This window comes from Blastococcus sp. TF02A-26 (genome assembly GCF_003319125.1).
GTDB lineage: Bacteria > Actinomycetota > Actinomycetes > Mycobacteriales > Geodermatophilaceae > Trujillonella.
This window is the reverse complement of record NZ_QOHG01000001.1, coordinates 1-25,504: the sequence shown is the minus strand read 5'-3', so window position 1 is coordinate 25,504 and position 25,504 is coordinate 1. Positions and strand designations below refer to the sequence as shown.

Sequence of the window (25,504 nt, the reverse complement as noted above, 5' to 3'; positions counted from 1 at the left end):
GCTCAGGCGGCGGGGACGTCGACCGGGATCTCCGGCCCCAGGGTGGCGCCCTTCAGCAGCGGGAGGTCGTCGCCGGACCAGAAGCTGCCCGGGTCGTAGGCGTTGCGCGGGCGGTCGTCGGCGAGCAGTCCCATCGCCGTGTAGGTGGCCGCCACCAGCTCGGCGCAGAACACGGTCTCGGCCGCGGTGCCGCGCCGCAGCCGGCCGTTCACCCAGCCCGACACCAGCCCGCGGGTGGTCGGGAAGGGCCGGCCGTCGAAGCGGGCGACGGTGCGCAGGACGGCGTCCTCCATCTCCGCCGTCACCCCGCCGTCGTCGGCCGGGCCGACGAGCTGGCGCAGCCACGCGGACTGGCCGTAGCGCTGCTTCCAGGTGCAGACGGCGTCGGCGAGGTCGTGCAGCTGCACGCCGCGCTGGTGCTGCCCGGTCCACACGTCGGGCAGCGACCGGCCGAGCTCGGCGTGCCACAGCAGCGGCGGCAGGTCCTCGAGCACCACGGCCATGCCGACGTGGTTGACCGGCGCGTTGGTGACGGCCCGGATCGCGCGGTCGGCGATCGAGGCGCCGCGGAAGACCCAGACGTCGCCGGTGCGGGTCAGCTCGACGGCCTCGGCGAACGGGAGCGCGCGGGGCGGGGACACGCGGCTACGTTAGGCGACCGTGCCCCCTGCGCCACGGAACCGGAAGCCGGTCTGGAAGCTCCTCGGACTCGCCGGCCTGGCCGGTGTCGCCGCCACCGGGGCGGTGCTGGCCCGCAACGAGCGCCAGCGCCGCGCCTACACGCCCGACGACGTCCGCAGCCGGCTGCACGAGCGGCACGCGACGCTGGCCGCGGTCCCCGACCCTGAGCCGACCCCGGCGGCGGAGCCCGCCCGGGGCCTGCGCGGGCGGATCGGCCGGCTCATCCGGCGCCGGGCGGCAGCGCCGGACCCTCGTCCTTGAGCGCGACGCCGGAGGCCCCGAGCTCCCGGGCGGCGGTGAGCAGGGCGACCAGCGTGCCGGCGGCCTCGGCGTAGCCCAGCCCGTGCGGCGGTCGGACGTTGGAGATGCAGTTGCGCTCGCTGTCGGCCCTCCCCGGCCGGGGCGCGAAGGTCATGTAGAGCCCGAGGCTGTCGGCGCTGGACAGGCCCGGCCGCTCGCCGATCGCGACGACGACCGCCCGGGCACCCAGCGCCGCACCGACCGGGTCACCCAGCGCCACCCGCGCCTGCGCCGCGAGCACCAGCGGGGCCACGGTCCAGCCGGCCAGCCGGTCCAGCACCGCCGCGACGAGGCCGGCGGCGTGGTCCTGCACGGCCCGCGGGGAGAGCCCGTCGGCGATCACGATCGCCAGGTCGCACTCCCCCGCCGGCAGGTCGGTGCCGTCGGCGAGGCGGCGGCCGAGGTCGGGCCGCTGCAGGTAGGTCGCGCGGTCGGGAGCGGCGGAGTGCACCTCGACCAGCCCGTCGACGACGTCGGCGGCGACCCCCGCCGCCCGCAGCGCCCCGCGGAGCGCGGCGACGTCGAGGGAGGCGTGGACGGCGTCGCGGGCGGCCGCGTGCGCCGCCCTGAACTCCAGCAGCCGGGAGGTGGGCAGCCCGTCCCCGGCGCGGCCCAGCGCCACCCGCGCCCGCGTCGCGCCGCGCAGCACCGCCCACGGGTCGGCGCCGGTCAGCCCGCTCATCGCGCCGCCGCCAGCAGCGCCCTCGCCTGCGGCGCGTCCGGCGCGAGCGCCCGGACCCGGCCGGCATCGTCGACCAGGTCCATCCGCTGCAGCCAGGTCTCGAACTCCGGCGCCGGCCGCAGGTCGAGCACCTGCCGGGCGGTGAGCACGTCCTGGAACGACAGCGACTGGTAGTGCAGCATCACGTCGTCCGATCCCGGGACGGCGATGACGAACGAGCAGCCCGCCGCACCGAGCAGCAGGGTGAGGGTGTCGGTGTCGTCCCCGTCGACGTCGGTGTGGTTCGTGTAGCAGACGTCGACCCCCATCGGCAGGCCGAGCAGCTTGCCGCAGAAGTGGTCCTCCAGGCCGGCGCGGACCACCTGCTTGCCGTCGTAGAGGTACTCCGGGCCGATGAAGCCGACGACGGTGTTGACCAGCAGCGGGTCGAACGCCCGGGCCACGCCGTACGCCCGGCACTCCAGCGTCTGCTGGTCGACCGGGCGCCCGCCGACGCCGAGGTGCGCCCCGGCCGACAGCGCCGACCCCTGCCCGGTCTCGAAGTAGGTGACGTTGCGGCCCACCGTGCCGCGGCCGAGCTCGAGCGCGCCCGCCCGGGCCTCGGCGAGCTGTCCCAGCGTCACGCCGAACCCCTCGTTGCCGCCCTGCGTGCCGGCCACGGACTGGAAGACCAGGTCGACCGGCGCGCCGGCGTCCAGCGCGCGCAGGGTCGTGGTCACGTGCGCCAGCACGCACGACTGGGTCGGGATCTCGTACCGGGCGATGACCGCGTCCACCAGTTCCAGCAGCGCGATCGTCTGCGCCGGCGAGTCGGTGGCCGGGTTGATCCCGATCACCGCGTCGCCGCAACCGTGCAGCAGGCCGTCGAGGATCGAGGCGGTGACGCCGACGGGATCGTCCGTGGGGTGGTTGGGCTGCAGCCGGGAGGCCAGCCGGCCGGGCAGGCCGAGGGTGGAGCGCAGCCCGGTGACCACGCGGGTCCGCCGGCCGACGGCGACCAGGTCGGCGTTGCGCATGAGCTTGCAGACCGCGGCGACCATCTCCGGCGTCAGCCCGCGGGCCAGTCCGGAGATCGCCGCCTCGTCCCCCTCCGCGGCGCGGGCGAGCAGCCACTCGCGGAACGCCCCGACCGTGAGCGAGCGCACCGGGGCGAAGGCCGCGGGGTCGTGGCCGTCGAGGACCAGCCGCGTGACGTCGTCCTCGTCGTAGCCGACGACCTGCTCGTCGAGGAAGGTCGTCAGCGGCAGGTCGGCGAGCACGGTCTGCGCGGCCACCCGCTCGGCCTCGGACTCCGCGGCGCACCCGGCGAGCACGTCCCCGGAGCGGGCCGGCGTCGCCTTCGCCATGAGCTCCACCAGCGAGGGGAACTCGTACGCGTGCCCGCCCAGCGAGGCGCGGCGGGCGGTCACCGCAGGTCCTCCTCGGCGGCCGCGAGCGCGGCGAACTCCTCCTCCGGCGCCGCGGCGACGAGGTGGTGGCGGCTGTAGACCGCGAAGTAGGCGAGGAACAGCGCGTAGGCACCCAGCGTCAGGACCGCCGCCAGCGGGTCGACCAGGAACGTCGCGACCACGGCGAGCGCGGCCAGCACGAGGGCGACGCCCGTCGTCGCCGTCCCGCCGGGCGTGCGGTACGGCCGCTCCAGGTCCGGCTCGCGCCGGCGCAGCACGATGTGGCTGGTCATCATCAGGACGTAGGACACCGTCGCGCCGAAGACCGCCATGTTGAGCAGCACCGCGCCCTGCCCGGTGAGGGTGAGCAGGAAGCCGATCGCGCCGGGCACGACCAGTGCCAGCACCGGGGCCTTGCGGCCGTTGGTCACCGACAGCGCCCGCGGCAGGTAGCCCGCCCGCGACAGCGCGAAGGTCTGCCGGCTGTAGGCGTAGACGATGGAGAAGAAGCTCGCGACCAGCCCGACCAGGCCCATGTAGTTGACGACGGTCCGCAGGCCGCCCTCCTGGAGGGCGTCGACCGGCGGGTTCGCGCTCTCCGAGATGACCTGCGCGCCCCCGGCGCCGGTGGTGAAGACGAGCATGAGCACCGCCAGGACGGCCAGCACGCCCATCGCCGCGACGATGCCGCGGGGCATCGACCGGGCCGGGTCCTTCGCCTCCTCGGCGGCCAGCGGCACGCACTCGACGGCCAGGAAGAACCAGATCGCGAAGGGGAACGCCGCCCAGATCCCGAGCAGGCCGAACGGCAGGAACTCCGAGGCCCCCACGGCGTCGGTGGGCGCGATGTCGGTCAGGTTCGCCGCGTCGAAGTCGCCGATCGCGCCGAGGAGGAACAGCACCAGGCCGAGGACGGCCACGGCGGCGATGGCGAGCACGACCTTGAGCGCCTCGCCGACGCCCATCAGGTGGATGCCGATGAAGAGCGCGTAGACGGCGAGGTAGACCCACCAGCCGTCGGTGATGCCGAACAGGCCGAGCGACTCCACGTAGCCGCCGGTGAAGGTGGCGATGGCCGCGGGCGCGATCGCGTACTCGATGAGCACGGCGACCCCTGCCGCGTAGCCACCCCAGGGGCCGAGCGCCCGGCGGGCGAAGGTGTACCCGCCGCCGGCGGTCGGCAGGGCGGCGCCGAGCTCGGCCAGCCCGAACACCATCGCGGTGTACATGACCCCCATGAGGACCGTCGCGATCAGCAGCCCGCCGAAGCCGCCCTCGGCGAGGCCGAAGTTCCACCCGGCGTAGTCACCGGAGATCACCGCGGCGACGCCGAGACCGGCCAGCAGCACCCAGCCGGCGGTCCCCGACCGGAGCCGCCGCCGGTCCAGGTACCCCGGGTCCACCGCCTCGGTCGCCGTGGTGGGGTGCGTGGTGCGGACGTGCGGCTCCGCGGGCATGGCGGCCTCCCGGTCGTGCCCCCCGGGGTCGGGAGGAGCCAGCGTGTCGCCGGGACGGACGTGGGGTCAACGGGCGGCGACGCATCGGAACACGCTGTTCACACCCGCGACGGCGCCGCCCCGGTTACGACGTAAACTCCTCGACGGTCCAAGGGTGGGCCGCCTCAGCTCGGCCCCTCCAGGAGCAGTACGACCGTGGTGGACACCCTCGGGGACACGACTGTCCCCGATGACGCCGACCTCCTCGCCCTCCTCGCCGCCGCCGGTGACCTGAACGCGTTCCTGGCCGATCTCGTCCGCGTGGCCGCCCGGCAGACGCCCAGCGCCCAGGCGTGCGGGCTCACGCTCGCCCGCACGTCCGGTGGGGTGACCGTCGCGGCCAGCGGCGAGCTCGCCGCCCGCGCCGACGAGCGGCAGTACCAGGTGGACGACGGCCCGTGCCTGCAGGCCATGCGCGAGGGGGTGGTGGTCCGGGTGGCCGACATGCGCTCCGATGACCGCTGGGGGCCCTACCCCTCGCTCGCGGCCCAGGTCGGCGTCCGCTCGTCGCTGTCGATCCCGCTGGTGGTGGAGGACCGCAGCCGGGGAGCGCTGAACTTCTACTCCACCGGGACGGGCTCCTTCACCGACCGCGACGAGGAGCTCGCGACCCGCTGGGCCGCCCAGGCCACCGGGGCCCTCGCCGTGGCCCTGCGGATCGCCGACGGCCACGAGCGGGCCGAGCAGCTGCTCGGCGGGATGGACACCCGCACCACGATCGGTCAGGCCGTGGGCCTGCTCATGGCGCAGGAGCGCTGCTCGGCCGAGGAGGCGTTCCGGCTGCTCACGCTGGCCTCCCAGCGGCGGAACGTGAAGCTGCGGGAGGTGGCCGCCGGCATCGTCGAGGCCTTCCAGTCCGCGCTGCCCGAGGGCGGCTCCCCGCGCTGGTGAGTCAGATCCCGCGCCAGCGCCCGTCGGTGGCGTTGGCACGGGGCTGCGATCGGAAGACGTTCCCCTCGGTGGGCTCGCGGCGGTCGTCGTCGGCCAGCGCGAAGACCTTGAGCAGGGGCCCCACCAGCGCGTCGTAGACGGCGGGGAACAGCCGGAACCCGGCCACGACCACCGGGTTGGCGAAGCCGGAGTGGACCAGCCGGCGCGGCCGGTCGAGCCGGGCCAGGACGGCGCGGGCGACCCGGTCGGCGGAGTAGACGGGGATCGGCGGCCGCCCGGCCCGTCCGGCGTACGTCGCGCCCTGGTAGTAGATCGGGGTGTTCACCCCGCCGGGCGCGACGGCGGAGACGTGCACGTCGGGCAGGTCCCGGATCTCCTGCTGCAGGGTGCGCACCAGTCCGAGCTGGCCCCACTTGGCGGCCACGTAGCTGCCCATCAGCGGCGCGGTGACCTCGGCCAGCAGGGAGCTGATGACCACCAGGTCCCCGGCGCGCTGCTCCCGGAACACCGGCAGCACCGAGCGGGCGACGTTCGCGGTGCCGTGCAGGGCGGTGTCGACGACGGCCTCGTAGACCTCGCGCGGCACGTCCTCCACGCGTCCGTAGGCCATCACCTGCGCCGCGTGGACGACGACGTCGAGGCGGCCGAAGCGCGCGACCGCCGTCTCCACCGCCTGCTGGACCGCGTCGGCGTCGGTGACGTCGGCCGGGCAGACCAGCACCTGCGCGGCGCCGGCCTCGCGGGCCTCGCGGGCGGTGTCCTCCAGCGCCTCGCGCCCCCGGGCGACGAGCAGCAGCGCGCTGCCGCGGCGGGCGAACCGGAGGACGGTGGCGCGGCCGATGCCGCTGGAGGCGCCGGTGACGAGGACGGACGGGGACGCGGTGGGGGTCGCGGTGCTCTCCGCGGGGCCGGTCATGGGTCGTGCCCTACCCGGTGGGGGGCGCTCCACTCGGCAGCACCCCGAGCAGCCAGCCCGGCCCGGCGACGGCGGTCCCGGGCGGCAGCCGGGCACGCAGGCCCCGGTCGGCGGTGACGACGAGCAGGGGCCCGGCCGCGGCCTGCGCCTCGGCCGCCAGGGCGTCGTCCCCGCTGCCGGTCGCCCGGACGAGCCGGACGCCGGGGGGCCCGGTGACGTCGCGGGCCGCCCCCTCGACCACCGCGGTCAGCCCGGTGCACGTCAGCGGTCCGCCGTCCGGCCCGGGGACGGTCGTGCCGGGGAGGGCCGCGAAGCGCGCCAGCAGCCGCGCCGTCGCCCCGGCCCGGTCGCGCCACCAGCCGTCGGGCCGGGCGCCGAGCACGTTGGCGACGTCGACCAGCAGCACCGTCACCGACACCCTCCGTTCCGTCGCCCCCACCCCTTAGCCTCCCCGGCGTGGAGAAGGTGGACTACGCCGACACGTTCATCGCCGTCGCCGAGGACTGCCCCGCCGAGGCCGGCACCGTGCCGCCGGTGACGGCGAAGCCGTCGGTGGCCGCGCTGAGCCACGCCCTGCTCGACGGCCGGCCCTACGAGCTCACCTCGGCCGACGTGATCTCGCGGTGCACGCCGACCGGGCCGGGATCCCCGAGGAGGAGCGACCCGAGGCGCGGCGCGCCTTCTACGCGAGGAGCCAGGCGTGCCTGCGGGCCTCGCCCCTGGGCAAGCGCTACGGCTGGGGGTTGCACGCCGACGCCGAGGGCCGCCTCGCGCTGGTCGGCCGGGAGACCCCGGAGTACGCCGAGTTCGCGGCCGGGCGGGTGCCCGGCAGCGGCGCGCCGGTGACCGTCGTCCGCGCGATGCGCAGTTCCCGAGCGCGCTGAGCGCTCCTAGAGTCCGCGGCATGTGCCGCAACATCCGCCCGCTGTCGAACTTCGCGCCCCCGGCGACGGAGGAGGAGGTCTCGGCCGCCGCGCTGCAGTACGTCCGCAAGATCAGTGGGACGACGAAGCCGGCCCGGGTCAACACCGAGGCCTTCGACCGCGCCGTCGCCGAGGTGGCCGCCGCGTCCGCCCGGCTGCTGGACGCGCTGGTCACCACCGCGCCGCCCAAGGACCGGGAGGTCGAGGCGGCCAAGGCCCGGGCCCGGTCGGCGGCCCGCTACGGCGGCTGAGCCGAAGATCGATTGCGCGCAACGGGCATGGGGGTCGGCGTCCGGGGGTAGGTGACGGGCTCCCCACACTTGGAGTCCCCCATGGCGCGCAACACGCTCTCCCGCTCACTGCACGACCTCGGCCTGTCCGCCTGGTTCGGCGGCACGCTGGCCAACGCCGTCGCCCTGAACGCCGCCGCCGCCGAGGCCGGTGGGAACACCGGCGCCGTCGCCAACGCGGGCTGGAACCGGTGGACCCCGGTCAACGCCGCGGCCATCGGCGCGCACCTCGTCGGCAGCGTCGGCCAGCTCACCGCGCACAAGGACCGGGTCGCCCAGCAGCAGGGCGTGGCCGGGATGTCGACGCTGAAGACGGCGCTGACCATCGCCGCCCTCGGCGTCACGGCCTACAGCCGCGGCCTGGGCAAGATCGTCGACAGCGGCGGCAACACCTCCGCCAAGTCGGGCACGAAGCCCAGCAAGCGCACCCGGAGCGACGTCGCCGCCGCCCAGGAGCAGCTCGACCGGCTGCAGTGGGTCATCCCCGCGCTGACCGGTGCGCTGGTGGTCGTCAGCTCCTACGCCGGCGAGCAGCAGCGTCCCGGCGAGGTCGCGCGCGGCATCGCCGCCCGCTGACCCGCACCGCACGCAGGAGACCACGGGGGGACCCCATGACCCGCAGCACCGACACCCGCAGCATCACGTTCAGCGGCAACACCGCGGCCGAGCACGGCGACCGGCACCGGGACACCGGCCGCGGCGCCACCGTGTGCCCCGACTGCACCGACGGCCTCGGCAAGCCGGCCGAGGTCGACCCGGACTCGTGGCGCGGGCGGATCCGGGCCAAGCGGACGACGCACCTGGCGTGGCGGGGCGCCGTCTTCACCGCCGGCCTGCTGTTCGTCCTGCTGGGTGTGGCGCTGACGGCGCTCCCCGGACCGCTGACCATCCCCCCGGTGCTGCTCGGCCTGTGGGTGTGGTCGACGGAGTTCGACTGGGCCCGCCGGCTGTTCGCCGGCTTCCGCCGCAAGGCCGTCGCCACCTGGGAGCACGCCAAGCAGCACCCGGTCAGCTCGACGGTGGTCACCGTGGGCGGCCTGGTCATGGCCGGCGTCGCCTTCTTCTGGGCCGTGGCCCACTTCCAGCTGGTCGACAAGGCGACGACCGCCCTGGGCATCGGCAGCTGAGCGGGGTGCGGGAGCGCAGGGATCCTGCGCTCCCGCACTCCGCCTCAGGTCGTGGTGAGCACCACCGGGCCGTCGTCGGTCACCGCGACGGTGTGCTCGACGTGGGCCGCGCGCCGGCCGTCGGCCGTGACCACCGCCCAGCCGTCCTTCTTGTGCTTGTAGCGCTCCTCGCCGGCCAGGAGCATCGGCTCGATCGCCAGCGTGCTGCCCGCCTGGAGCCGCACGCGGTCCAGCCCGGTCATCGGCTTGTTCGGCACGAACGGCGGCTCGTGCATCGACCGGCCGATCCCGTGACCGCCGTGGTCGGGCAGGTGCGCGAAGCCGTACGAGCGGGCCACCGCGTCGATCGCCGTCGCGACGTCGAGCAGGGTGGCCCCGGGCACCGACGCGGCGATCCCCGCGGCCAGCGCCTCCTCGGTGGCGCGCACCAGCCGGGCGTCGTCCTCGCTGACCTGCTCCCCCACCAGCAGCGTGATCGCCGCGTCGCCGTTCCAGCCGTCGACGATCGCGCCGCAGTCGATGCTCAGCACGTCGCCCTCGTGCAGCCGTCGGCCACTGGGCCGGCCGTGCACGACGACCTCGTTCGGCGAGAGGCAGAGTGCGCCGTTGTAGGCGGTCGGCGCCCACGCCGGCTTGTAGCCGAGGAACGACGACGTGGCGCCCGCCTCGCGGATGCAGGTCTGCGCCAGGTCGTCGAGGTCGCGCAGCTTCACCCCCGGCACCGCGGCGGCCCGCACCGCGGCGAGGGTCTCGGCGACCACCCGCCCGGCGTCCCGCATGGCGTCCAGCTCGAGGGTGGTACGGCTGGCGAAGGTCGTCGTCTCCACGGGCCCCACGGTACGAGGAGGGCGCAGGTCACCTCCGCGGGATCAGCCAGCGCAGGGAGTCGGCGGACACGGAGCTGTCGTAGCCGCCGCGCGGGGCCCCCAGTCCGAAGGCGGCGCCGACCGCCGGTGCCACGTCGATCGTGCGCACGGCCAGGTTCGACACCGCACCCCGGGGCAGCTGCGGGTGCCCGCCCGCCACGAGGAACGGGATGGGCTCGGTGACCGGGTGGCCGTGGTTGCCCGGGATGGGGTTGGACAGGGGTGTGGGGTCGGTGAACCGCCAGCCCGCCCGGCAGTAGGCGACCAGGTCGCCGGCCTCCGGTCCGAGCCGCAGCTCGCGCGGCTGGTGGACCGAGGCCACGCCCGGGTGCGCCGCGACCAGCCGCCGCACCTCGGCCAGGCCCGCCTGCCGGGACGCCGCCGGACCGGTCCAGTACAGCAGGTCGGCTCCGCCGTTCTGGGCGATCTGGATGGACCCCCGCAGGTCCGGGCGGGCCCGCAGGACCGTGCTGACGGAGACCAGGTTGGTCGGCAGCGACCAGTCCATCGAGTGGTCGGCGAGGACCACGAGGGCGGTGCGCTCCCACCGGCCGGTGGCCCGCAGGTGGTCCACCAGCCGGCCGATCTGCAGGTCGGTCGAGGCGAGCGCGGCGGTGCGGGCGAGCCGGAGCGTGGTGCCGCTCAGGTCGCTGTGCCCGACCCGGTCGACGTCGCCGAGGTTGGTGAACACGAAGTCGGGGTCGAACCGGTCGACCATGGCGAGCATCGCGTCCATCGTCGCGGCGTCCGGCGCGTGGTCGGTGACCGGCAGCAGCGGGAAGGGCTCCCAGCGGTGGTCCGCCCGCTCGCCGAAGATGCCGTAGAGGTAGTCCTTCGACAGCACCGTCCCGGTCGTGCGCCCGGCCGCGCGGAGCCGCTCGAGAACCGTGGGGAAGCGGAGATCGGTGGGCCGGTCGAGGTCGCGGACGACGCGCTCGGCGCGGTCGTAGACCGAGTTGGCCGGGACGCCGGACCGGTCGGGGCGGACCCCCGTCATCATCATCACGTGGTTGGGGATCGTCTCCATCACCGGCAGCGACCGCGCGGACGGGAACCAGGTGCCCTCGGTCTTCAGCCGGTGCAGCCGCGGGGTGAGCAGCGGGCTGATCTCCTCCGGGCGCATCCCGTCGGTGACCACGACGTAGACCCGCAGACCTCCCGTCGTCGCCCGCGCGGCCGGGATGCCGACCGCCGTGGAGAGGACGACGGCCGCACCGCTCGCGGCGGTGAGCCGCAGGAACGCACGCCGGTCCAGCGCCGGCCGCTGCGCCGTCACGACAGCCGCCGCGCGGCCGGGATGACCCTCGACGAACCCGCGGCGACCCGCCAGGAGGTCGACCACACCGCGCCGGAGCTCCGGTTCGTCCGGTCCAGCAGCACGAACCAGTCCATCTGCACGTGCGCCGGGGTCACCTCGAGCACCGAGTAGCCGTGGGAGTCGAAGTCCAGGTACTTCACGTGCGGATTGGCTCCCTTGATGACCGTCTCCACCGCCCGCGACGTCGTCCGCGGTGGAGATCCGACGATGTCGTCGAGGTTGTCGCTGGTCACCGAGGTGCACACGAGTTCGACCCCCAGGCTGTCGCCGGTCACGGGATAGGTCAGCGGGTCCGACGGGAGCTCCGCCGCCCACCCGGAGTGGATGTCGCCGGTGAGGAACACCGTGTCGCGGATGCCGCGGTCGCGCAGGTGGCCCAGCACCCCGGCCCGCTCGGCGGGGTATCCGTCCCACTGGTCGACGTTGTACGGCAGCCCCCCGACCTGGTCGGGCAGGTCGACCCCCAGCAGCGCCTCCAGGCCCTGGAGGGCTCGGGCGTCGAGCGTGCTCGGGAACTGCACCGGCGCGACCATCACGGGGTTGCCGACCAGCTTCCACTGCACCGCCGGGTCGGCCAGGCCCTCCAGGAGGAAGTCCATCTGCTCGGCTCCGGTGATCGTCCGGCCGGGATCGCCGAGCGCGGGGTCCACCGGCGAGGAGACCTGCTCCGAGCGGTACGTGCGCAGGTCGAGCATCGAGAGGCTGGCCAGGCGGCCGCAGCGGAATCGCCGGTACAGCCGGCCGCCGGCCTCGTAGCGCACCGGCATCCACTCGGCGTAGGCGCGCTGCGCCGCCGCCCGCCGCGACGTCCACTCGCCCTCGCCGCCGGGCGTGTGGTTCTCCGCGCCGCCGGACCACGCATCGTTGGCCGACTCGTGGTCGTCCCAGGTGACCACCCAGGGCGCGACCGCGTGCAGGGCCTGCAGGTCCGGGTCCGCCTTGTACTGGGCGTGCCGGCGGCGGTAGTCGGCGAGCGTCACCATCTCCCGCGGCGGGTCGTGCGGGCGGACGACGACGTCGCGCGCCTGGTACTCCCCCGGCGCGTACTCGTACAGGTAGTCGCCCAGGTGCAGCACGAGGTCGAGGTCGGTGCGGGCCGCGAGGCTCCGGTACGCGCCGAACCACCCCGCCTGCAGGTTGGCGCAGGAGACGACGGCCATCCGCAGCCGCGGGACGGCGGCGTCGTCGGCGGGCGCGGTGCGGGTGCGCCCGGCCGGCGAGAGCACCCCCTGGCAGCGGAAGCGGTACCAGTAGGTGCGGCCGGGGGTCAGGCCGGTGGCGTCGACCTTGACGGTGTGGTCGCGGTCGGGGCCGGTGCGCACCGTCCCGCGGCGGACGACCTGGCGGAAGCGGTCGTCGGTCGCCACCTCCCAGTCGACCGGCACGACCGGACCCGCGCCCGAGCCGGGCGTGGCCGAGGGCGTCGGCGTGACACGGGTCCAGAGGAGGACGGCGGTGGGCAACGGGTCACCGGACGCCACACCGTGGGCGAAGGCGGGCCGGACCGGGGTGCCCGCGGCGGGGTCGGCGGCCGCCAGCCCCAGGACGGCGGCGCCGGTCAGGGCACCGCCGGCCTGCAGGACGCGGCGCCGGGAGACGGCGGGGAGCGGAGTGGTCACGGCTCCTCAATGACTCCGGATCCCCGCAGGTCACGCGGATCGGCGGGTGTTCACCGACCGTTCAGTCGCGGCCCACGTCCCGCGGGTCGGGCGTGCGGAACGGCGGGTCGGACAGCTCCACCTCCGGCGTCCGCGGCTCTCCCTCGGCGCGGTCGGGGTCCTCGCCGTCGATGCCGAACCCCTCGGCGGGCGGCGGGGCTCCCCGACCGGCGTCCGCGGCGGGGATGCCGTCGTCAGGGGTCTCGGGGAGATTCGGCTCGAGCGGCGCGGACATCGACATGGCGGCGCGGTACCCGCGTGCCGCCCACCCGAACGGGCGACCAGGTGACGCCGAGGTGACCAGTGGGCATACACCTGCCCCCGGTGAGACCGCGGAGGATGCGGAGGACCCCATGGCGACCCAGGAGACCGCAGGCGCCCGCTCCGGCGACGCGGCGGAGACCCGCGAGGAGCGGGTCAACCGCGAGCTGATGGAGCTGCTCAACGAGCTGCGGGTGGCCCTGCCCGGAGTGCAGTTCCTGTTCGCGTTCCTGCTCGTCGTCCCGTTCCAGGAGGGCGCGGAGGAGATGAGCGGCTTCCAGCGCGACGTCTACTTCGTGACGCTCGTGGCCGCCGTCGTGGCGACCGCCCTGCTGATCGCCCCGGCAGCGCAGCACCGGGCGCTGTTCCGCCGGCCGGACAAGGAGGACCTGCTGCGGCGCAGCAACCGCCACGCCGTCCTCGGGCTCTCGGTCCTCGCGCTCGCGCTGGTCTGCGCGGTGCTGCTGGTGACCGACGTGCTCTTCGGCCTGCCGCTGGCGGTGGTGGTGGGCGGTCTGGTCGCCGTCCTGCTGGGCTGGCTGTGGATCGGTAGCCCGGTCGTCCAGCGCGCCCGGGACGGCCTGGGCGACTGACCGGGGACCCGTGGGCTCCGCGGCGCGCGCACGGGCCTCGCCTACCCTCCCTGCGTGGCGGCGCCGACGGTCGAGGGAGCGCAGGTGCCGCCTCCCCCGCCGTCGGCCCGCCGCCGCTGGGCTCCGCTCCTGGAGCTGCTGCCACCGGCGCTGCTGGTGGTCCTGGGCACCGTGCTGCTCTCCGCCGGGCACGGTCTGTGGTTCGACGAGCTGTTCACCGCCGAGGTCGCCCGGCTGCCGTTCGCCGACATCGTGCACGCGGCGACCAGCGGCGAGGCGACGACGAGCTACCTGGCCGGCGTCCCGCCCTCGTACAACGCCCCGTACTACCTCGTCGTCCACCTCTGGACGCTGCTGCCGGGCCTGGGCGGCGACACCTCCCTCCGCGTGCTCTCCCTCCTCGCCACGGCGGGCGGGATCGCCCTGGTCACCCGCGCGGTCGGCCGCCTCGCCGGCCGGGCGACCGGGGTCCTGGCCGGCCTGGCGCTCGCCGCGAACCCGCTGCTGCTGGAGCAGTCCGTCGAGGCGCGCAGCTACGGCCTGGCCGTGCTGGCCACCAGCGGCGCCCTGCTCGGCCTCGTCCGGTGGCTCCAGGGCGCGCCCCGCGGGCTGCTCCTCTTCGGCCTCGCGGGCGCGGGCATGGGGCTCATGCACTGGTACGCGGTCACGGTGCTCGCCGCGTTCGTCGTCGGTGCGCTCGTGCTCCGTCGCCGGCGGGCGCTCCCGGTCGCCGTCGTCGGCACGCTGGCCGCCCTGCCGGCCGTCGGCCTGGTCGGGATGAACCTGGTCAACGGCGTCGGCAGCCGCAACGCCGAGCACCTGCGCGACACCGACGGCGCCCTCGTCCGGCTGGCCCTCGAGGCGTGGGCCGGCGGCCGGACCCCGCTGCTGTACCTCACCGTCGCGCTGGCGGTGCTGGGCGCGGTGCGGGGGCGGGGCGCGCGGGTCCTCGGCGCCTGCTGGGTGCTCGTGCCGCTGGGACTGCTGCTGGTCGCCGAGCTGGCCCGCCCGGTGTTCCTGCCCCGCTACCTGCTGGCCGGCCTGCTCGGGCTGGGCGTCCTCGCCGCGGCCGGAGCGCTCGCCCTCCCGCGCGGCGCCCGGGCCGCCGTCGGCGCCCTGCTCGTCGGCTTCTCCCTCCTGGCGAGCGCTCCGATGGCCGACCGGGAGCCCCGCGAGCAGGCCGACCGGCTGGCCGAGGTGCTCGCCGACCTGCACCGTCCGGGCGAGCCGGTCGTGGGCGCCGACCTGCGCTCGGCGATGGGGCTGGACCACTACGTGCGCACCGAGGTCCCGGAGCTGCGCGCCGACCTCTTCCTCCCGCCCGACGACGCCCCGCCGGACGCCGACCGGGTGTGGCTGGTCCGCCGGCAGATCCCGGGCGGCTACTCCGGCACCGACGACGTCGACCTGCTCACCGACGCGGGGCTCGCGGTGACCCGCGAGTGGTCGTTCCGCGGCAGCAAGACCGACCTCGTGCTGCAGCTGTGGACCCGGTGACGGTCCCGGCGCGATGAGTTCCCGGTCCGGCCGCCGTCTCCCTGTCGTATCCGCGCGGCTCCCGCTGCACGGGGACCGGGAGGTGGGCGCGTGGCACCGGACGTCCCCGGCCGGCTCGCGGCGGCGCAGGAGCCCGGCGCCCCGCGCGCGAGCCCGGCCGTCGCGGCCGACGGCCTGGTCGTCGTGGTCGGCGGGGTGCGGGCGCTCGACGGAGTGGACCTGCACGTCCCGGCCGGCTGCGTGCACGCGGTCTGCGGACCCGGAGGCGCCGGCAAGACGACGCTGCTGGACGTCCTCGCCGCCCGGCTGAGCCCGGCCGGCGGATCGGTGCGGGTGCTCGGCGCCGACGTCGTCACCGAGGCCGACGAGGTGCGCGCCCGCGTGGGCCGCACCGGGCGGTCGGCCGGCTTCGACGAGCAGCTGAGCGGCGGCGCGAACCTCCTGTGGCTGGCCCGGCTGCTCGGCTACTCGCGGCCGGCGGCCCTGCAGCGCACCGACCAGCTGCTCGCCGGGTTCGGGCTCTCCGACGCCGCCGGGCGCCCGCTGGCTACCTGGTCCCCCGCCATGCGCCGGCGGCTCGACCTGGCCGCGAGCATCGTCGTCCGGCCCGAACTGGTGCTCCTCGACGAGCCGACGCAGGACCTGGACCCGCACTGCCGGGCCGAGGTGGCGGCGGTGCTGCGCGCCCTCGTCCGCGCCGGGACGACGGTGCTGCTGTCCACCCGCGACCCGGACGAGGCGGACCGGCTCGCCGACCGCGTCTCGGTCCTGGTCGCCGGCCGGGTCGTCGCCGACCGGACGACGGCGCCGCTGCGGGCCGCGCGCCCTCAGTGACGGCGGCGCAGGGCCCACCGCAGCGAGCGGACCGACTGCGCCAGCCGCGCCCGCGCGGTCCAGGCCGAGCGCCCGCTGGGCCGGGCGTCGCGCGCCACCGGGACGCTGGCCACCGGGTGCCCGGCCAGGCCCACCGCGAGCACGATGCTGGGCGCCTGCTCGGCGAGCACCGCCGCGCGCACCGCCGGCCCCATCGCGAGGAACGCCCCCGCGTCCGGGGGCAGACCGGTCAGGCGGGCGGCCACCCGGCGGTGCAGCCCACCGGTCAGCCGCCGCAGCGGGGACGTGTAGCGACCGCGCCGGCCGGCGAAGACCGCACCGACGTCCCCGGACGCCAGCCGGTCCAGCAGCAGGGGCACGGCCTCCGGCGGGTCCTGCAAGTCGGCGTCCATGCACACCCACACGTCGGCGTCCGGCTCGGCAGCCAGGCCGGAGGCCAGCGCGGCGTGCTGGCCGACGTTCTCGATCAGCAGCGTCGCGGCGATGCGGGAGTCCTCGCCGGTGAGCTCGTGCGCCACGCGGTCGCTGTCGTCGGGAGAGGCGTCCACGACCAGGCGCAGCCGCCAGTCCCGTCCCCCGAGGGCCGCGCCCAGCCGGGCGGCCAGGGGCCGGAGCGTGTCGGCGTTGCCGTAGACGGGGACGACGACGGCCACCCGCGGCCCGCTCACGCGTGGTCCTCCGCCCACGTGCGGGCCAGTCCCTCGTCCAGCGCGACGGTGGGCCGCCAGCCGAGCAGCTCCGCCGCCGCGCGCGGGTCGCAGACCCAGTCGGCGGTGTCCCACGACCGCCCGGGATGCGCACCGGGCGCGGTGGCGATGGCCCGCCCGGTGGCCCGCTCGGCGGCAGCCACCAGCTCCTCGGTGCTGGTCTGCACGCCGGTGCCGACGTTCAGCACCTGGCCCGGCGGGAGGTCGTCCGCCAGAGCGGCCCGCACGCAGGCGTCCACCACGTCCCCGACCCACACCCAGTCGCGCCGGCTCACCGCGGCCGGCAGGGGCACGGTGCCGCCGTCGCGGGCCGCGGCGAGGACGACGGGCACCAGCCGGGTCGGGTGGTCGCCCGGGCCGTACACCTGGAAGGCCCGCAGCACCGCCGAGCGGACCCCGCGCTCGGCCGCCGCGGCCTGCAGCAGCAGCGAGCCCGCGGCCTTGGTCGCGCCGAAGAACCCGCGGGGCCGCAGCGGCGCGTCCTCGGCGAGGGGGGCCGGACCGGCGGCGTACTCCGTCGAGGAGCCGAGCCGGACGACGGCGCGGCAGCGGTCGGGCAGCGCGTCGACCAGCCACGGGCTGGTGTTCACCGCCAGCGTGGCGGCACGCTCCGCGGGCGTCGCCTTCGCCCGCCCGGCGGCCAGGGAGAAGACCACGTCGGGATCGGCCGCCCGGACCGCCGCGGCTCCGGCGAGCGGATCGGCCAGGTCCACGTCGAGCCGGGTCAGGGCGACGACGTCCCAGCCGTCGGACCGCAGCCGCCGCACGAGGTGCCGGCCGACGAACCCGCCGGCTCCGGTGACGAGCGCACGCACCGGCGTCCGCCTCAGGCCGGGGAGGCGACCGACGGGTCCGCCTGGCCGGTGACCGCGGCGACGAGGTCGTCGCGGCGCGCGCCGGCCAGGGCGGGGTCGGCCGCCGCCAGCTCGCGCAGGCCGGCCAGCAGCGCCGGCACCTCGGTGGACGGGTCACGGCCGGCCATGTCGGCGGTGAACGACCGGCGGAGGAACGTGAAGTCCGTCCGCAGCCGTACGAGCTCGGCCGCCAGCAGCCTGCTGGGCACCGGCGAGCCGCCCTCCAGCAGCGTCAGGCCGCCGACGCCGAACGGCTGCGCGACGGCGGCCCGCACCGCCTCGACCGTCCCGTCGACGAGGGGCTGGAACAGCGAGCTGCTGCGCCGGTCGATCCGCAGGTCGTTGAGACCGACGTAGATCCGCGACAGCGGCCGCCGGGCCAGGGCGTCGACCCGGTCGACGGCGTCCTGGGTCTCGACCAGGATGCCGAGCCCGCACCGGCCCGCCACCAGGTCGAGCGTGCGGTCGACCTCCTCGGTGCCGCGGACCATGGGCAGGAACAGCTCGTCGGCGCCGGCGGCGACCGCGTCGGCCACCTCGCCCGCGGTCCACGGTCCGTAGCCGTTGATCCGGCAGACGAGCCGGCCGTCGGTCGCCGCCCGCATGCGGACGAGGTCGTCGAGGGTGTCGGCGTTGATCTGGGTGCCCTCGCCGCGCTGCCGGCGGTGCTTGCCGCGGCGCTCCCAGTCGACGACGATCCCGGCCGCGCCGGCGGCGACGACGTCCCGCCCCCAGCGGGGGTCGACGGTGAAGAGGAACAGGTCCACGAGGCGTGAGCGTAGGCACACCTAACCCGTGGCCGGACCCCGGCTCCTCCGGATCGCGTCAGCCGGCGGCGAGCGCCGACCCGATCGGCCGGTCCGGGCCGTCCGCCTCGGCTCCCGGGATCCCCGGTGCCGGGAACGGCAGCGCGGCGCCGCGGACCTCGATCGACACCACGTCGCCCGTGGTGGGCAGCGCCGCGCCCTCCAGCCGCGCGCTGACGGTGCGTCCCGAGGACAGCTCGAGCCGGACCCGCGCGTCGTGCCCGAAGAAGTCCACCCCGCTCACCCGGGCAGCCGGCGCGCCCTCGGCCGGCGCGGTCAGCCGCAGCTGCTCGGGCCGCAGCAGCACCGAGGCCGGCCCGTCGGGGCAGGGCTGCTCCAGCGCCAGGGTCCCGAGCTCGCAGTGCGCCCGGCCGTCGCGGACGTCGGCGTCCAGGACGACGGCCTCGCCGACGAAGGTCGCCACGTCGAGGTCCCGGGGCCGGCGGTAGAGGGTCCTCGGGTCGGCCAGCTGCACCAGGCGGCCGCCGCGGAGCACCGCCACCTGGTCGGCCATCGACAGCGCCTCCGACTGGTCGTGCGTGACCAGCAGCGCGGTGGCGCCGGTCGCGGCCAACGCGTCGGAGACCGCCCGCCGGGTCTCCTCCCGCAGCGAGGCGTCCAGCGAGGAGAACGGCTCGTCCAGCAGGACCAGGGACGGCCGGGGGGCCAGCGCGCGGGCCAGCGCCACCCGCTGCTGCTGACCGCCGGAGAGCTGGTGCGGGGACCGGCCGGCCAGCGCGGCGTCGAGGCCGACGAGCGCCAGCAGCTCCGCGACCAGTGCGCGGTCGGACCGCCGCCGGCGCGGGAGGCCGAAGGTGACGTTCGCGGCGACGCTGAGATGCGGGAAGAGCCCGCCCTCCTGCGGCACGAACCCGATGCCCCGGCGGCGGGCGGGGACCCCGCGGCCCCCGCCGGCCACCACCTGGCCGCCGAGCTCGACGGTGCCCGAGTCCGGGTCGTCGAAGCCGGCGACGATCCGCAGCAGCGTCGTCTTGCCGCAGCCCGAGGGGCCGAGCAGCGCGGTCGTGGTCCCGGTCGGCACGTGCAGGTCGACGCCGGTCAGGACGGGGGTGGTGCCGTAGGACTTCGTCACGTCCTGCACCGTCAGGGCACTCATGTGGTCAGACCTCGTCGGGCGTCTCGGGAGAGCAGCACGGTAGCCGGAGCCGACAGCAGCACCATCACCACCGCGTACGGGGCGGCGGCGCCGTACTCCAGGGCGCTGCTGGAGGACCAGAACGCCGTCGCCAGCGTCGTCGTCCCGGTCGGGGCCAGGAGCAGGGTGGCGGTGAGCTCGGTGACCACGGCCAGGAACACCAGCGCCGCTCCCGCGCCGATGCCCGGCGCGAGCAGGGGCAGCGTGACCCGCCGCAGCCGGTCGGGAGCCGAGGCCCCGAGGGAGGCGGCGATGTCGTCGTAGAGCCGGGGCGACTGCTCCACCGCCGCCCGCACCGTCACGATCGCCCGGGGCAGGAACAGGATCGCGTAGGCGGCCAGCAGCACCGGCACGGTCTGGTACAGCCAGGGGGTGGCCCGGATGCTCACCGTGACCAGCGCCAGCGCGATGACGATCCCCGGGACGGCGCTGCCCAGGTAGGTGCTGCGCTCCAGCAGCGTGCTCACCGGGCCGCGCCGGCGGACCGCCAGCCAGCCGGTGGGCAGGGCCATCGCCGTGGTGACCGCGGCGGCCGCGGCGGCCAGGCCCAGCGTGGTGCCGGTCGTGGTGGCGAGCTCCCCGAGGTCCAGCGCGGTCGAGGCACCCCGGGCCAGCCACGTGCCCAGGCTGGCCAGCGGCACGCCGACGGCCAGGCCGACCAGGGCGGCGAGCCCGGCCAGCGCCGGGAGGGTGAGCCGGCCGAGGCGGACCGGCCGCGACGGGCGGGCGACGCCGGCCCCGGTGCGGGCGTAGCCGCGCGAGCCGCGCAGCCGCAGCTCGGCCACCAGGAGCGCCAGGCACAGCAGCACGAGCACCCCGGCCAGGGCGGTCGCGCCGGGGCCGTTGAAGGTCGCCCGGTACTGGTCGTAGATGGCCGTGGTGAACGTCGGGTAGCGGAGCATGGCGAAGGCGCCGAACTCCGCCAGGACGTGCAGGGCGATGAGCAGGCTGCCGCCGAGCACCGCCACCCGCAGCTGCGGCAGCTGGACCCGCCGGAAGACCGCCCAGGTGGAGAGGCCCAGTCCCCGTGCGGTGTCCTCCAGCGCGGGGTCCAGACCGCGGAAGGCGGCGACCGCCGGCAGGTAGACGAACGGGAAGTAGGAGAGGGACACCACCAGCAGCGCGCCGCCATAGGTGTCCAGGCCCGGCAGCAGCGAGATCCACGCGTAGCTGTTGACGAAGGCCGGCACCGCCAGGGGCGCCACGAGCAGCACGTGCCACGCGCGGCGGCCGGGGACCGCGGAGCGCTCCGCCAGCCAGGCCGCGCCCACCCCGAGGACGGCGCAGACGACGACCGTGCCGACGACGAGCCGGGTGGTGTTCCACAGCAGCTCGGCCACCCGCTCGCGGAACACCAGCTCGGAGATCCCGCTCCAGCCGATGTCCAGGGCGCCGGTGACGATGTAGCCCAGCGGCACCAGGGCGAGGGCCGCCACGGCGGTGGCCAGCAGCACGGTCACCGGCGAGCGGCGCAGCTCGCGCAGGCCGCCCGCGGACGCGCGCGGTCCCCGGGGCGCCGGAGGGGCCGGCGTCCCGGGGACCGGGAGCGACGTCGGGGTGCTCAGAGCAGCCCCACGTCCTGCATCAGCTCGGTGACCCGCTGCTGGTCCAGCCCACCCGGGTCGACGTCCGGTGCGCCGAGGGTGTCCAGCGGCGGCAGCGCCTCGGCCGACGCCACCCCGGTGCCGACGGCGTACTCGAGGGCGGAGCTGCGGGCCAGCCGCTCCTGCGCCGCCGGGCTGGTCAGGTACTCCACCAGCCGCTGCGCCTGCTCCTGCTGGTCGGACGAGGCGAGGACCCCGGCGCCGGAGACGCTGAGGAACGCACCGGGGTCGGCGTTGCGGAAGAAGTGCAGCGCCGCGTCGTCCCCGCGCAGGGCGTTCTCGGCCTGGTCCCGGTACCAGTAGTAGTGGTACATGATCCCGGCGTCGATCTCGCCCTCGTCGGCGGCGGTCATGACCGCGGTGTTGCTCTGGTAGACGTCGGCGTTGCGCTCCAGGCCCTCGAGCCAGGCGCGGGTCTCGTCCTCCCCGCGCAGCGCGAGGACGGCGCTGACGATCGCCTGGAAGTCCGCGCCACCGGCCGCGATCCCGATGCGGCCCTCCCACTCGGGGTCGGCCAGGTCGAGGATCGACGCGGGCAGCTCGGACTCCGGCAGCTGCGCCGGGTTGTAGACCAGGACCGTCGAGCGCGCCGCGAAGCCGGTCCAGGTGCCCGACGAGGGCCGGAACTGCGCGCCGACCTGGTCCAGCGTCGCCTGCTCCAGGGGCGCGAGCAGCCCCTCGCGGTCCAGGACGTCGATCGCCGGGCTGTTCTCGGTGAGGAACACGTCGGCCGGCGAGGCCTCGCCCTCCTGCACGATCTGGTTGGCGAGCTCGGCGTCGTTGCCCTCGCGGAACTCCAGCTCGATGCCGGTCTCCTCGGTGAAGTCCTCGAGCATCGTGCGCACCAGGCTCTCGTGCTGGGCGCTGTAGACGGTGAGGGTGTCGCCGTCGGCGTCGTCGGAGCCGCAGCCGGCGACCGTGCCGGCCACGGCGACGGCGGTGAGGACGGCGGCGGTCACGCGCCCGGCGGTGTTCACGGATCCTCCAGAGGGTGTAGGCGAGGCACACCTAAACACGAGTGTGCCCGACGTGGCGGACCTCCCCGGACGACGGTGGGCTACAACTGCACGGTGTCCGCCCCGTCGTCGCCCGTCCTCCGCACCGCCCGCTTCGCCGACCTGACCCCGTTCGAGGTCTACGCGCTGTGCCGGCTGCGGGTCGACGTCTTCGTCGTGGAGCAGGAGTGCCCCTATCCGGAGCTCGACGGACGGGACGTGGAGCCGGCCACGCTGCACCTCTGGACGGAGGTCGACGGCGAGGTGGCGGCCACCATCCGGGTGCTCGACGACGGCGCGACCCGGGCGATCGGCCGGGTCGCGACCGCGCCGGCCCACCGCGGCGCGGGCCATGCCGCCCGGCTCATCGAGGCCGGCATCGACCTCTGCGCGGGGTACCCGATCACGCTCGGCGCGCAGGCCCACCTCGAGAGCTGGTACGAGCGCTTCGGCTTCCGGCGCAGCGGCCCCGGCTGCGACGAGGACGGCATCCCGCACGTGCCCATGCGGCGCGAACCGGCCTGAGTCTCACCGCTCGGCGATCCGGCGGACCTCCGGCTGCACACCCTCGCTCTTGCGCACGTTGCTCGACCACACCGGCTCGGGATGGGTGTCGACGCCGGCCGCGACGTCCTCCGCCGTACGCAGCTTCGCCACCTTGTGCACGAGCACGCCGAAACCGATCTTGGCGATGACGTCGGCGATCGAGTACGAGACCTGCATCGCGGTGTACCAGGCCGCCGTCACGTCGACGAAGACCGGCACCGCGTAGACCAGCGGGTAGATGCCGAAGCTGCTGAGCAGCACGATCGTGGCGTTGCGCAGGCTGGTCGCCGCCTCCTCCCCCATGGTCGGCAGCGACGCGCGGACCGCCGCGATCAGCGCCACGTAGAGGTAGGCGAAGAAGGCGGTGCTGATCAGCCCCCAGACGACCAGGGCGACGGTGTCCCGGCCCTCCCCCACCACCTGGGCGCCGAGGTAGCCCGTGACGATCATCAGGAACGCCGACGCCATCGCCCCGGCCCGCACCCGCCGTGCCCGGGCACCGGCCAGCGAGCAGACCGCGAGCAGCTCGACGGTCAGCAGCGGGACGGTCACCGACCAGTCGATGTACCGGGTCCCCTCCGTCGTCCGCGCCTCCTCGGTCGGCACGTACACCCCGCCGGTGAGCCGGAAGCCGCTGTCGACGTCGGAGTACAGGACGGCATAGGCGAGTGTCGCCACCGCCGCCAGGCAGATCGCCGCGTACGCCGAGGGGCGGTAGCGCGCCGACACCTCGTCCCGGCTCGCCCACGAGTACAGGAGGTAGGCCAGCAGCGCGAAGCCCGCACCCAGGACGGCGAACTGGACGACGTCGAACTGGCCCGGCGTGAGCGTCTGCAGCTCGGGGGCGCGGCTGTCGGTGGGCTCCACGGGGCGGCTCCGGAGGACGGCGGGGGCGGACACACCGGCAGTCCCCGCCGATCCCGGCCGCCACACCCGCCCGCAGGCACGATCCCCCCGTGGCACCCGACCCCGAGGGCATCCCCGCCGACCTGCTGCGCACCGCCGCCGGGCGGCTCGAGGCGCTCGCCGCCCGCACGACCTCCGGGGACTGGCGGCTCACCGGCCTGCTGGCCTCCCGGCCTGAGGTGGTCGCCGGACGCCCGGACGGGAGCACCGAGCACGTGGCCGAGGCGCGCGCGGCCTCCGGCGCCTGGATCGCGGCGCTCTCCCCCGCCGTCGCGGCGCCGCTGGCGGCCGCTCTGCGCGCCGCCGCCGACGAGCCGGGCCCGCCGTCGGGACTGGTCGACCTGGCCCGCGTGCTGCTGGCGCGGCTGCCTTAGACGTCGAACCCTGAGGCGTCTAAGGTCGGTCCGTGAGCACCTCTGCCGTCTCGGACCTGCTGCTCCGGACGGCGAAGGCGGTGGCACGGGGGCTGGACGACGCGCTCGCCGCCGCCGGGGGCAGCGCCGCGACGTGGCAGGTGCTGCGGGCCGTCCGGGGCACCGACGCCCGCACGCAGGCCGACCTCGCCGACGTCGTCGGCGTCCGGCAGCCCACGCTGACCCACCACCTGGACGGGCTCGAGCGGGCCGGGCTGGTGACCCGCTGGCGGGACCCGGACAACCGGCGGGTGCAGCGGGTGCTGCTCACCGCCGCCGGCGAGGACCTCTTCGTCCGGCTGCGCCGTGCCGCCGCCGCCTTCGAGGGCCGGCTGACCGCCGGTCTGGAGGACGACGACCTGGGGACCCTCCGCCGGCTGCTCGCCACGCTGGCCGAGAACGGCGCGGACTGAGACCTCGGCCGGTGGGTACGGCCCGGCGATGGCGAACGACACGACGACCGGCGGCTTCGCCGGCTCGCTGGGCATCCGGGTGGACGACACCGACGACGGCGGGGCGCGACTGGGCCTCGACGTCACCGACGAGCACCTCAACCCGGCGGGCACCCTGCACGGCGGCGTGCTCGCCACCCTCGTCGACACCGCGATGGGCCAGGCCGTGCGGACGGTCTCCGGCGAGGGTGATGTCCCGGCGACCAGCCAGCTGACGGTCACCTACCTGCGGCCCGGGAAGCCGGGGCACGTCACGGTCACCGCCTCCGTGCGCACCCGCGGCGAGCACCTGACCGTCTGCGAGGCCGACGTCGAGCAGGAGGGGACGGCGATCGCCCACGCCGTCGCCACGTTCGCGCTGCTGCACTCCTGAGCCCGCGGCGGCCGGCGGCCGGCAGGAGGATCATCGGCTCATGACCACCGCCACCTGGAACGGCACCGTCGTCGCCGAGTCCGACGACATCGTGACCGTCGAGGGCAACGCCTACTTCCCGCGCGAGTCGGTGCGGGAGGACGTGCTGCGCCCCTCGAGCACGCACACCACCTGCCCGTGGAAGGGCGAGGCGTCGTACTTCTCCCTGGAAGTCGACGGGCAGACCAACGCCGACGCGGCCTGGTACTACCCGGAGCCCAAGCCGGCCGCGCAGGAGATCACCGGCCGGGTGGCCTTCTGGAAGGGCGTGGAGGTCCACTAGCGGCGGGGGCGGGCGCCGGCGAGGTCACGAGCGGCCCCGGCGGCCTCCGGGTCCAGCGCCCGGGAACGCTCCTGGAGCTCGATGAGCCGGTGGTAGGCCGTCCAGGCCTCGTCGGGCGCGACGTCGAGAGCCGCGGCGATCTGGTCCCAGCCCGCTCCGCCGCGCAGCGCGGCGCGGATGCCGATCAGCTGGCTGTCGCGCGCCTTGCGGGCGATGACCTCGCCGAGGGCGAGCAGCTCCAGGGCCTCGGGCACGTCGAGCGTGGTCTCCGCGTCCCGGATGGAGCTCCAGTCGTCGGGGTCCTCGGGAGCGACGGTGTTGAGCGTCGCCGCACCGCTGTCGCGCCGGCTGAGGAAGTCCAGGCGGGTGGCGGCGGTGCTGAGGGAGAACTCCCGCTCGAGGACCTCGGGGGTGATGTGCATGGCCTCCACCATGCCCCCGCCCCCCGGCCCGCGGCGACCCGAGAGGGGTGCGACGGCGGACACGCCGGGCGTCGGCGACCCTGCGCAGGCACCTCCTAGGTGTCGTGACCGGACAGGTTGTTCACGCGGCGAGGCGGCTGATCGGCGGCTGACCTTTGAGGGCGGAGTGGCTGCGGGCAGTGTTGTAGTGCTCCAGCCAGGCGTCCAGGGCGGCCGTGCGCTGGTCG

The 25,504-nt window shown here is 75.9% G+C and carries 33 protein-coding genes and 1 pseudogene; 15 read left to right on the top strand and 19 right to left on the bottom strand.

Annotated elements, in window-relative coordinates:
• Positions 1–2: 2 nt before the first annotated feature.
• Positions 3–641: a hypothetical protein gene (locus DQ240_RS00165; RefSeq protein ID WP_113837633.1), complete on the bottom strand. Its 639-nt coding sequence runs from the start codon at positions 639–641 to the stop codon at positions 3–5.
• Positions 642–660: 19 nt separating this feature from the next.
• Here DQ240_RS00165 and DQ240_RS00160 point away from each other — a divergent pair, with 19 nt between their 5' ends.
• Positions 661–942 (top strand): hypothetical protein, encoded by a 282-nt coding sequence (locus DQ240_RS00160; protein ID WP_113837632.1) that lies wholly within the window; start codon positions 661–663, stop codon positions 940–942.
• Here DQ240_RS00160 and eutC read toward each other — a convergent pair.
• From eutC to eat, 3 genes are read right to left on the bottom strand one after another with little or no spacing between them, the layout of a single operon-like run.
• Entirely contained in the window at positions 902–1,663 is a 762-nt protein-coding gene (eutC, locus tag DQ240_RS00155; RefSeq protein ID WP_113837631.1) for an ethanolamine ammonia-lyase subunit EutC, read from the bottom strand. The two genes, DQ240_RS00160 and eutC, sit on opposite strands and share 41 nt — an antisense overlap.
• On the bottom strand, positions 1,660–3,072 hold the full coding sequence (locus tag DQ240_RS00150) for an ethanolamine ammonia-lyase subunit EutB (RefSeq protein ID WP_113837630.1): 1,413 nt from the start codon (positions 3,070–3,072) through the stop codon (positions 1,660–1,662). Before DQ240_RS00150 ends, eutC begins: the two co-directional genes overlap by 4 nt.
• On the bottom strand, positions 3,069–4,508 hold the full coding sequence (gene eat / locus DQ240_RS00145; protein WP_113837629.1) for an ethanolamine permease: 1,440 nt from the start codon (positions 4,506–4,508) through the stop codon (positions 3,069–3,071). Before eat ends, DQ240_RS00150 begins: the two co-directional genes overlap by 4 nt.
• Before the next feature lie 195 nt (positions 4,509–4,703).
• Between eat and DQ240_RS00140 the strand changes: the two genes are divergently transcribed.
• On the top strand, positions 4,704–5,438 hold the full coding sequence (locus DQ240_RS00140) for a GAF and ANTAR domain-containing protein (protein WP_113837628.1): 735 nt from the start codon (positions 4,704–4,706) through the stop codon (positions 5,436–5,438).
• Position 5,439: 1 nt separating this feature from the next.
• On the opposite strand, the gene DQ240_RS00135 is transcribed toward DQ240_RS00140, so the two are convergent.
• Together DQ240_RS00135 and DQ240_RS00130 are read right to left on the bottom strand one after the other, a co-directional pair.
• Entirely contained in the window at positions 5,440–6,354 is a 915-nt protein-coding gene (locus DQ240_RS00135; RefSeq protein WP_113837627.1) for an SDR family oxidoreductase, read from the bottom strand.
• Positions 6,355–6,364: 10 nt separating this feature from the next.
• Entirely contained in the window at positions 6,365–6,766 is a 402-nt protein-coding gene (locus DQ240_RS00130; RefSeq protein WP_113837947.1) for a hypothetical protein, read from the bottom strand.
• Positions 6,767–6,810: 44 nt separating this feature from the next.
• Between DQ240_RS00130 and DQ240_RS24465 the strand changes: the two are divergent.
• The 5 genes and pseudogenes from DQ240_RS24465 to DQ240_RS00110 form a co-directional block, all read left to right on the top strand.
• Positions 6,811–6,960, top strand: a pseudogene (locus DQ240_RS24465) (DUF6157 family protein); the annotation flags it as partial.
• Positions 6,961–6,977: 17 nt separating this feature from the next.
• Entirely contained in the window at positions 6,978–7,238 is a 261-nt protein-coding gene (locus DQ240_RS24195) for a DUF6157 family protein (protein ID WP_199588951.1), read from the top strand.
• 20 nt (positions 7,239–7,258) lie between these two features.
• Positions 7,259–7,528 (top strand): DUF2277 domain-containing protein, encoded by a 270-nt coding sequence (locus tag DQ240_RS00120; RefSeq protein ID WP_113837626.1) that lies wholly within the window; start codon positions 7,259–7,261, stop codon positions 7,526–7,528.
• 81 nt (positions 7,529–7,609) lie between these two features.
• Positions 7,610–8,143, top strand: coding sequence for a hypothetical protein (locus DQ240_RS00115; protein WP_113837625.1), 534 nt, complete (start codon positions 7,610–7,612; stop codon positions 8,141–8,143).
• Positions 8,144–8,178: 35 nt separating this feature from the next.
• Positions 8,179–8,694 (top strand): PGPGW domain-containing protein, encoded by a 516-nt coding sequence (locus DQ240_RS00110; protein WP_113837624.1) that lies wholly within the window; start codon positions 8,179–8,181, stop codon positions 8,692–8,694.
• Positions 8,695–8,738: 44 nt separating this feature from the next.
• Here the strand turns inward: DQ240_RS00110 and map are convergent, their stop codons facing one another.
• From map to DQ240_RS00090, 4 genes are all read right to left on the bottom strand, one after another.
• Positions 8,739–9,521, bottom strand: coding sequence for a type I methionyl aminopeptidase (gene map, locus DQ240_RS00105; protein ID WP_233498365.1), 783 nt, complete (start codon positions 9,519–9,521; stop codon positions 8,739–8,741).
• Between the two features lie 28 nt (positions 9,522–9,549).
• Complete coding sequence (locus DQ240_RS00100; RefSeq protein WP_113837945.1) at positions 9,550–10,836, bottom strand: alkaline phosphatase family protein; 1,287 nt, start codon at positions 10,834–10,836, stop codon at positions 9,550–9,552.
• Positions 10,833–12,497, bottom strand: a complete 1,665-nt coding sequence (locus DQ240_RS00095; protein ID WP_113837623.1) for an alkaline phosphatase — start codon at positions 12,495–12,497, stop codon at positions 10,833–10,835. Before DQ240_RS00095 ends, DQ240_RS00100 begins: the two co-directional genes overlap by 4 nt.
• A gap of 61 nt (positions 12,498–12,558) precedes the next feature.
• Positions 12,559–12,777 (bottom strand): hypothetical protein, encoded by a 219-nt coding sequence (locus DQ240_RS00090; protein ID WP_113837622.1) that lies wholly within the window; start codon positions 12,775–12,777, stop codon positions 12,559–12,561.
• Between the two features lie 112 nt (positions 12,778–12,889).
• On the opposite strand from DQ240_RS00090, the gene DQ240_RS00085 reads away from it, so the two are divergent.
• The 3 genes from DQ240_RS00085 (at position 12,890) to DQ240_RS00075 (ending at position 15,721) form a co-directional block, all read left to right on the top strand.
• Positions 12,890–13,390 (top strand): DUF6328 family protein, encoded by a 501-nt coding sequence (locus tag DQ240_RS00085; protein ID WP_113837621.1) that lies wholly within the window; start codon positions 12,890–12,892, stop codon positions 13,388–13,390.
• A gap of 54 nt (positions 13,391–13,444) precedes the next feature.
• Positions 13,445–14,887 carry a glycosyltransferase family 39 protein gene (locus DQ240_RS00080; RefSeq protein ID WP_233498364.1) on the top strand — a complete coding sequence of 481 codons (1,443 nt, stop codon included), beginning with the start codon at positions 13,445–13,447 and terminating at the stop codon, positions 14,885–14,887.
• A gap of 90 nt (positions 14,888–14,977) precedes the next feature.
• Entirely contained in the window at positions 14,978–15,721 is a 744-nt protein-coding gene (locus tag DQ240_RS00075) for an ABC transporter ATP-binding protein (RefSeq protein ID WP_158548463.1), read from the top strand.
• Here the strand turns inward: DQ240_RS00075 and DQ240_RS00070 are convergent.
• The 6 genes from DQ240_RS00070 to DQ240_RS00045 form a co-directional block, all read right to left on the bottom strand.
• Positions 15,715–16,389, bottom strand: coding sequence for a glycosyltransferase (locus DQ240_RS00070; protein WP_233498363.1), 675 nt, complete (start codon positions 16,387–16,389; stop codon positions 15,715–15,717). The two genes, DQ240_RS00075 and DQ240_RS00070, sit on opposite strands and share 7 nt — an antisense overlap.
• Positions 16,386–17,243 carry an NAD(P)-dependent oxidoreductase gene (locus tag DQ240_RS00065; protein WP_113837618.1) on the bottom strand — a complete coding sequence of 286 codons (858 nt, stop codon included), beginning with the start codon at positions 17,241–17,243 and terminating at the stop codon, positions 16,386–16,388. Before DQ240_RS00065 ends, DQ240_RS00070 begins: the two co-directional genes overlap by 4 nt.
• A gap of 11 nt (positions 17,244–17,254) precedes the next feature.
• Positions 17,255–18,049, bottom strand: coding sequence for an aldolase (locus tag DQ240_RS00060; protein WP_233498362.1), 795 nt, complete (start codon positions 18,047–18,049; stop codon positions 17,255–17,257).
• Between the two features lie 58 nt (positions 18,050–18,107).
• Positions 18,108–19,205: an ABC transporter ATP-binding protein gene (locus DQ240_RS00055; protein ID WP_113837617.1), complete on the bottom strand. Its 1,098-nt coding sequence runs from the start codon at positions 19,203–19,205 to the stop codon at positions 18,108–18,110.
• Positions 19,202–20,704 carry an iron ABC transporter permease gene (locus DQ240_RS00050; protein ID WP_199588950.1) on the bottom strand — a complete coding sequence of 501 codons (1,503 nt, stop codon included), beginning with the start codon at positions 20,702–20,704 and terminating at the stop codon, positions 19,202–19,204. Before DQ240_RS00050 ends, DQ240_RS00055 begins: the two co-directional genes overlap by 4 nt.
• Positions 20,705–20,805: 101 nt before the next feature.
• Entirely contained in the window at positions 20,806–21,825 is a 1,020-nt protein-coding gene (locus tag DQ240_RS00045; protein ID WP_113837616.1) for an iron ABC transporter substrate-binding protein, read from the bottom strand.
• Between the two features lie 93 nt (positions 21,826–21,918).
• On the opposite strand from DQ240_RS00045, the gene DQ240_RS00040 reads away from it, so the two are divergent.
• Positions 21,919–22,368 carry a GNAT family N-acetyltransferase gene (locus DQ240_RS00040; RefSeq protein WP_113837942.1) on the top strand — a complete coding sequence of 150 codons (450 nt, stop codon included), beginning with the start codon at positions 21,919–21,921 and terminating at the stop codon, positions 22,366–22,368.
• A 3-nt stretch (positions 22,369–22,371) separates the two neighbouring features.
• Here the strand turns inward: DQ240_RS00040 and DQ240_RS00035 are convergent, their stop codons facing one another.
• On the bottom strand, positions 22,372–23,256 hold the full coding sequence (locus DQ240_RS00035) for a bacteriorhodopsin (RefSeq protein WP_233498361.1): 885 nt from the start codon (positions 23,254–23,256) through the stop codon (positions 22,372–22,374).
• Between the two features lie 89 nt (positions 23,257–23,345).
• Here DQ240_RS00035 and DQ240_RS00030 point away from each other — a divergent pair, with 89 nt between their 5' ends.
• Genes DQ240_RS00030 through DQ240_RS00015 form a run of 4 tightly spaced genes read left to right on the top strand, consistent with a single transcriptional unit; the run spans position 23,346 to position 24,855 of the window.
• Positions 23,346–23,669, top strand: a complete 324-nt coding sequence (locus DQ240_RS00030; RefSeq protein WP_233498360.1) for a hypothetical protein — start codon at positions 23,346–23,348, stop codon at positions 23,667–23,669.
• A gap of 32 nt (positions 23,670–23,701) precedes the next feature.
• Complete coding sequence (locus DQ240_RS00025; RefSeq protein WP_113837614.1) at positions 23,702–24,121, top strand: MarR family winged helix-turn-helix transcriptional regulator; 420 nt, start codon at positions 23,702–23,704, stop codon at positions 24,119–24,121.
• A 28-nt stretch (positions 24,122–24,149) separates the two neighbouring features.
• Positions 24,150–24,533, top strand: coding sequence for a PaaI family thioesterase (locus DQ240_RS00020; protein WP_113837613.1), 384 nt, complete (start codon positions 24,150–24,152; stop codon positions 24,531–24,533).
• 40 nt (positions 24,534–24,573) lie between these two features.
• A complete protein-coding gene (locus DQ240_RS00015; RefSeq protein ID WP_113837612.1) occupies positions 24,574–24,855 on the top strand; it encodes a DUF427 domain-containing protein in 282 nt (93 codons plus the stop codon).
• On the opposite strand, the gene DQ240_RS00010 is transcribed toward DQ240_RS00015, so the two are convergent.
• Positions 24,852–25,277 (bottom strand): hypothetical protein, encoded by a 426-nt coding sequence (locus DQ240_RS00010; protein WP_113837940.1) that lies wholly within the window; start codon positions 25,275–25,277, stop codon positions 24,852–24,854. The two genes, DQ240_RS00015 and DQ240_RS00010, sit on opposite strands and share 4 nt — an antisense overlap.
• 121 nt (positions 25,278–25,398) lie before the next feature.
• On the bottom strand, positions 25,399–25,504 hold a 106-nt coding region (locus DQ240_RS00005; RefSeq protein WP_147261914.1), incomplete at its 5' end, for an integrase core domain-containing protein.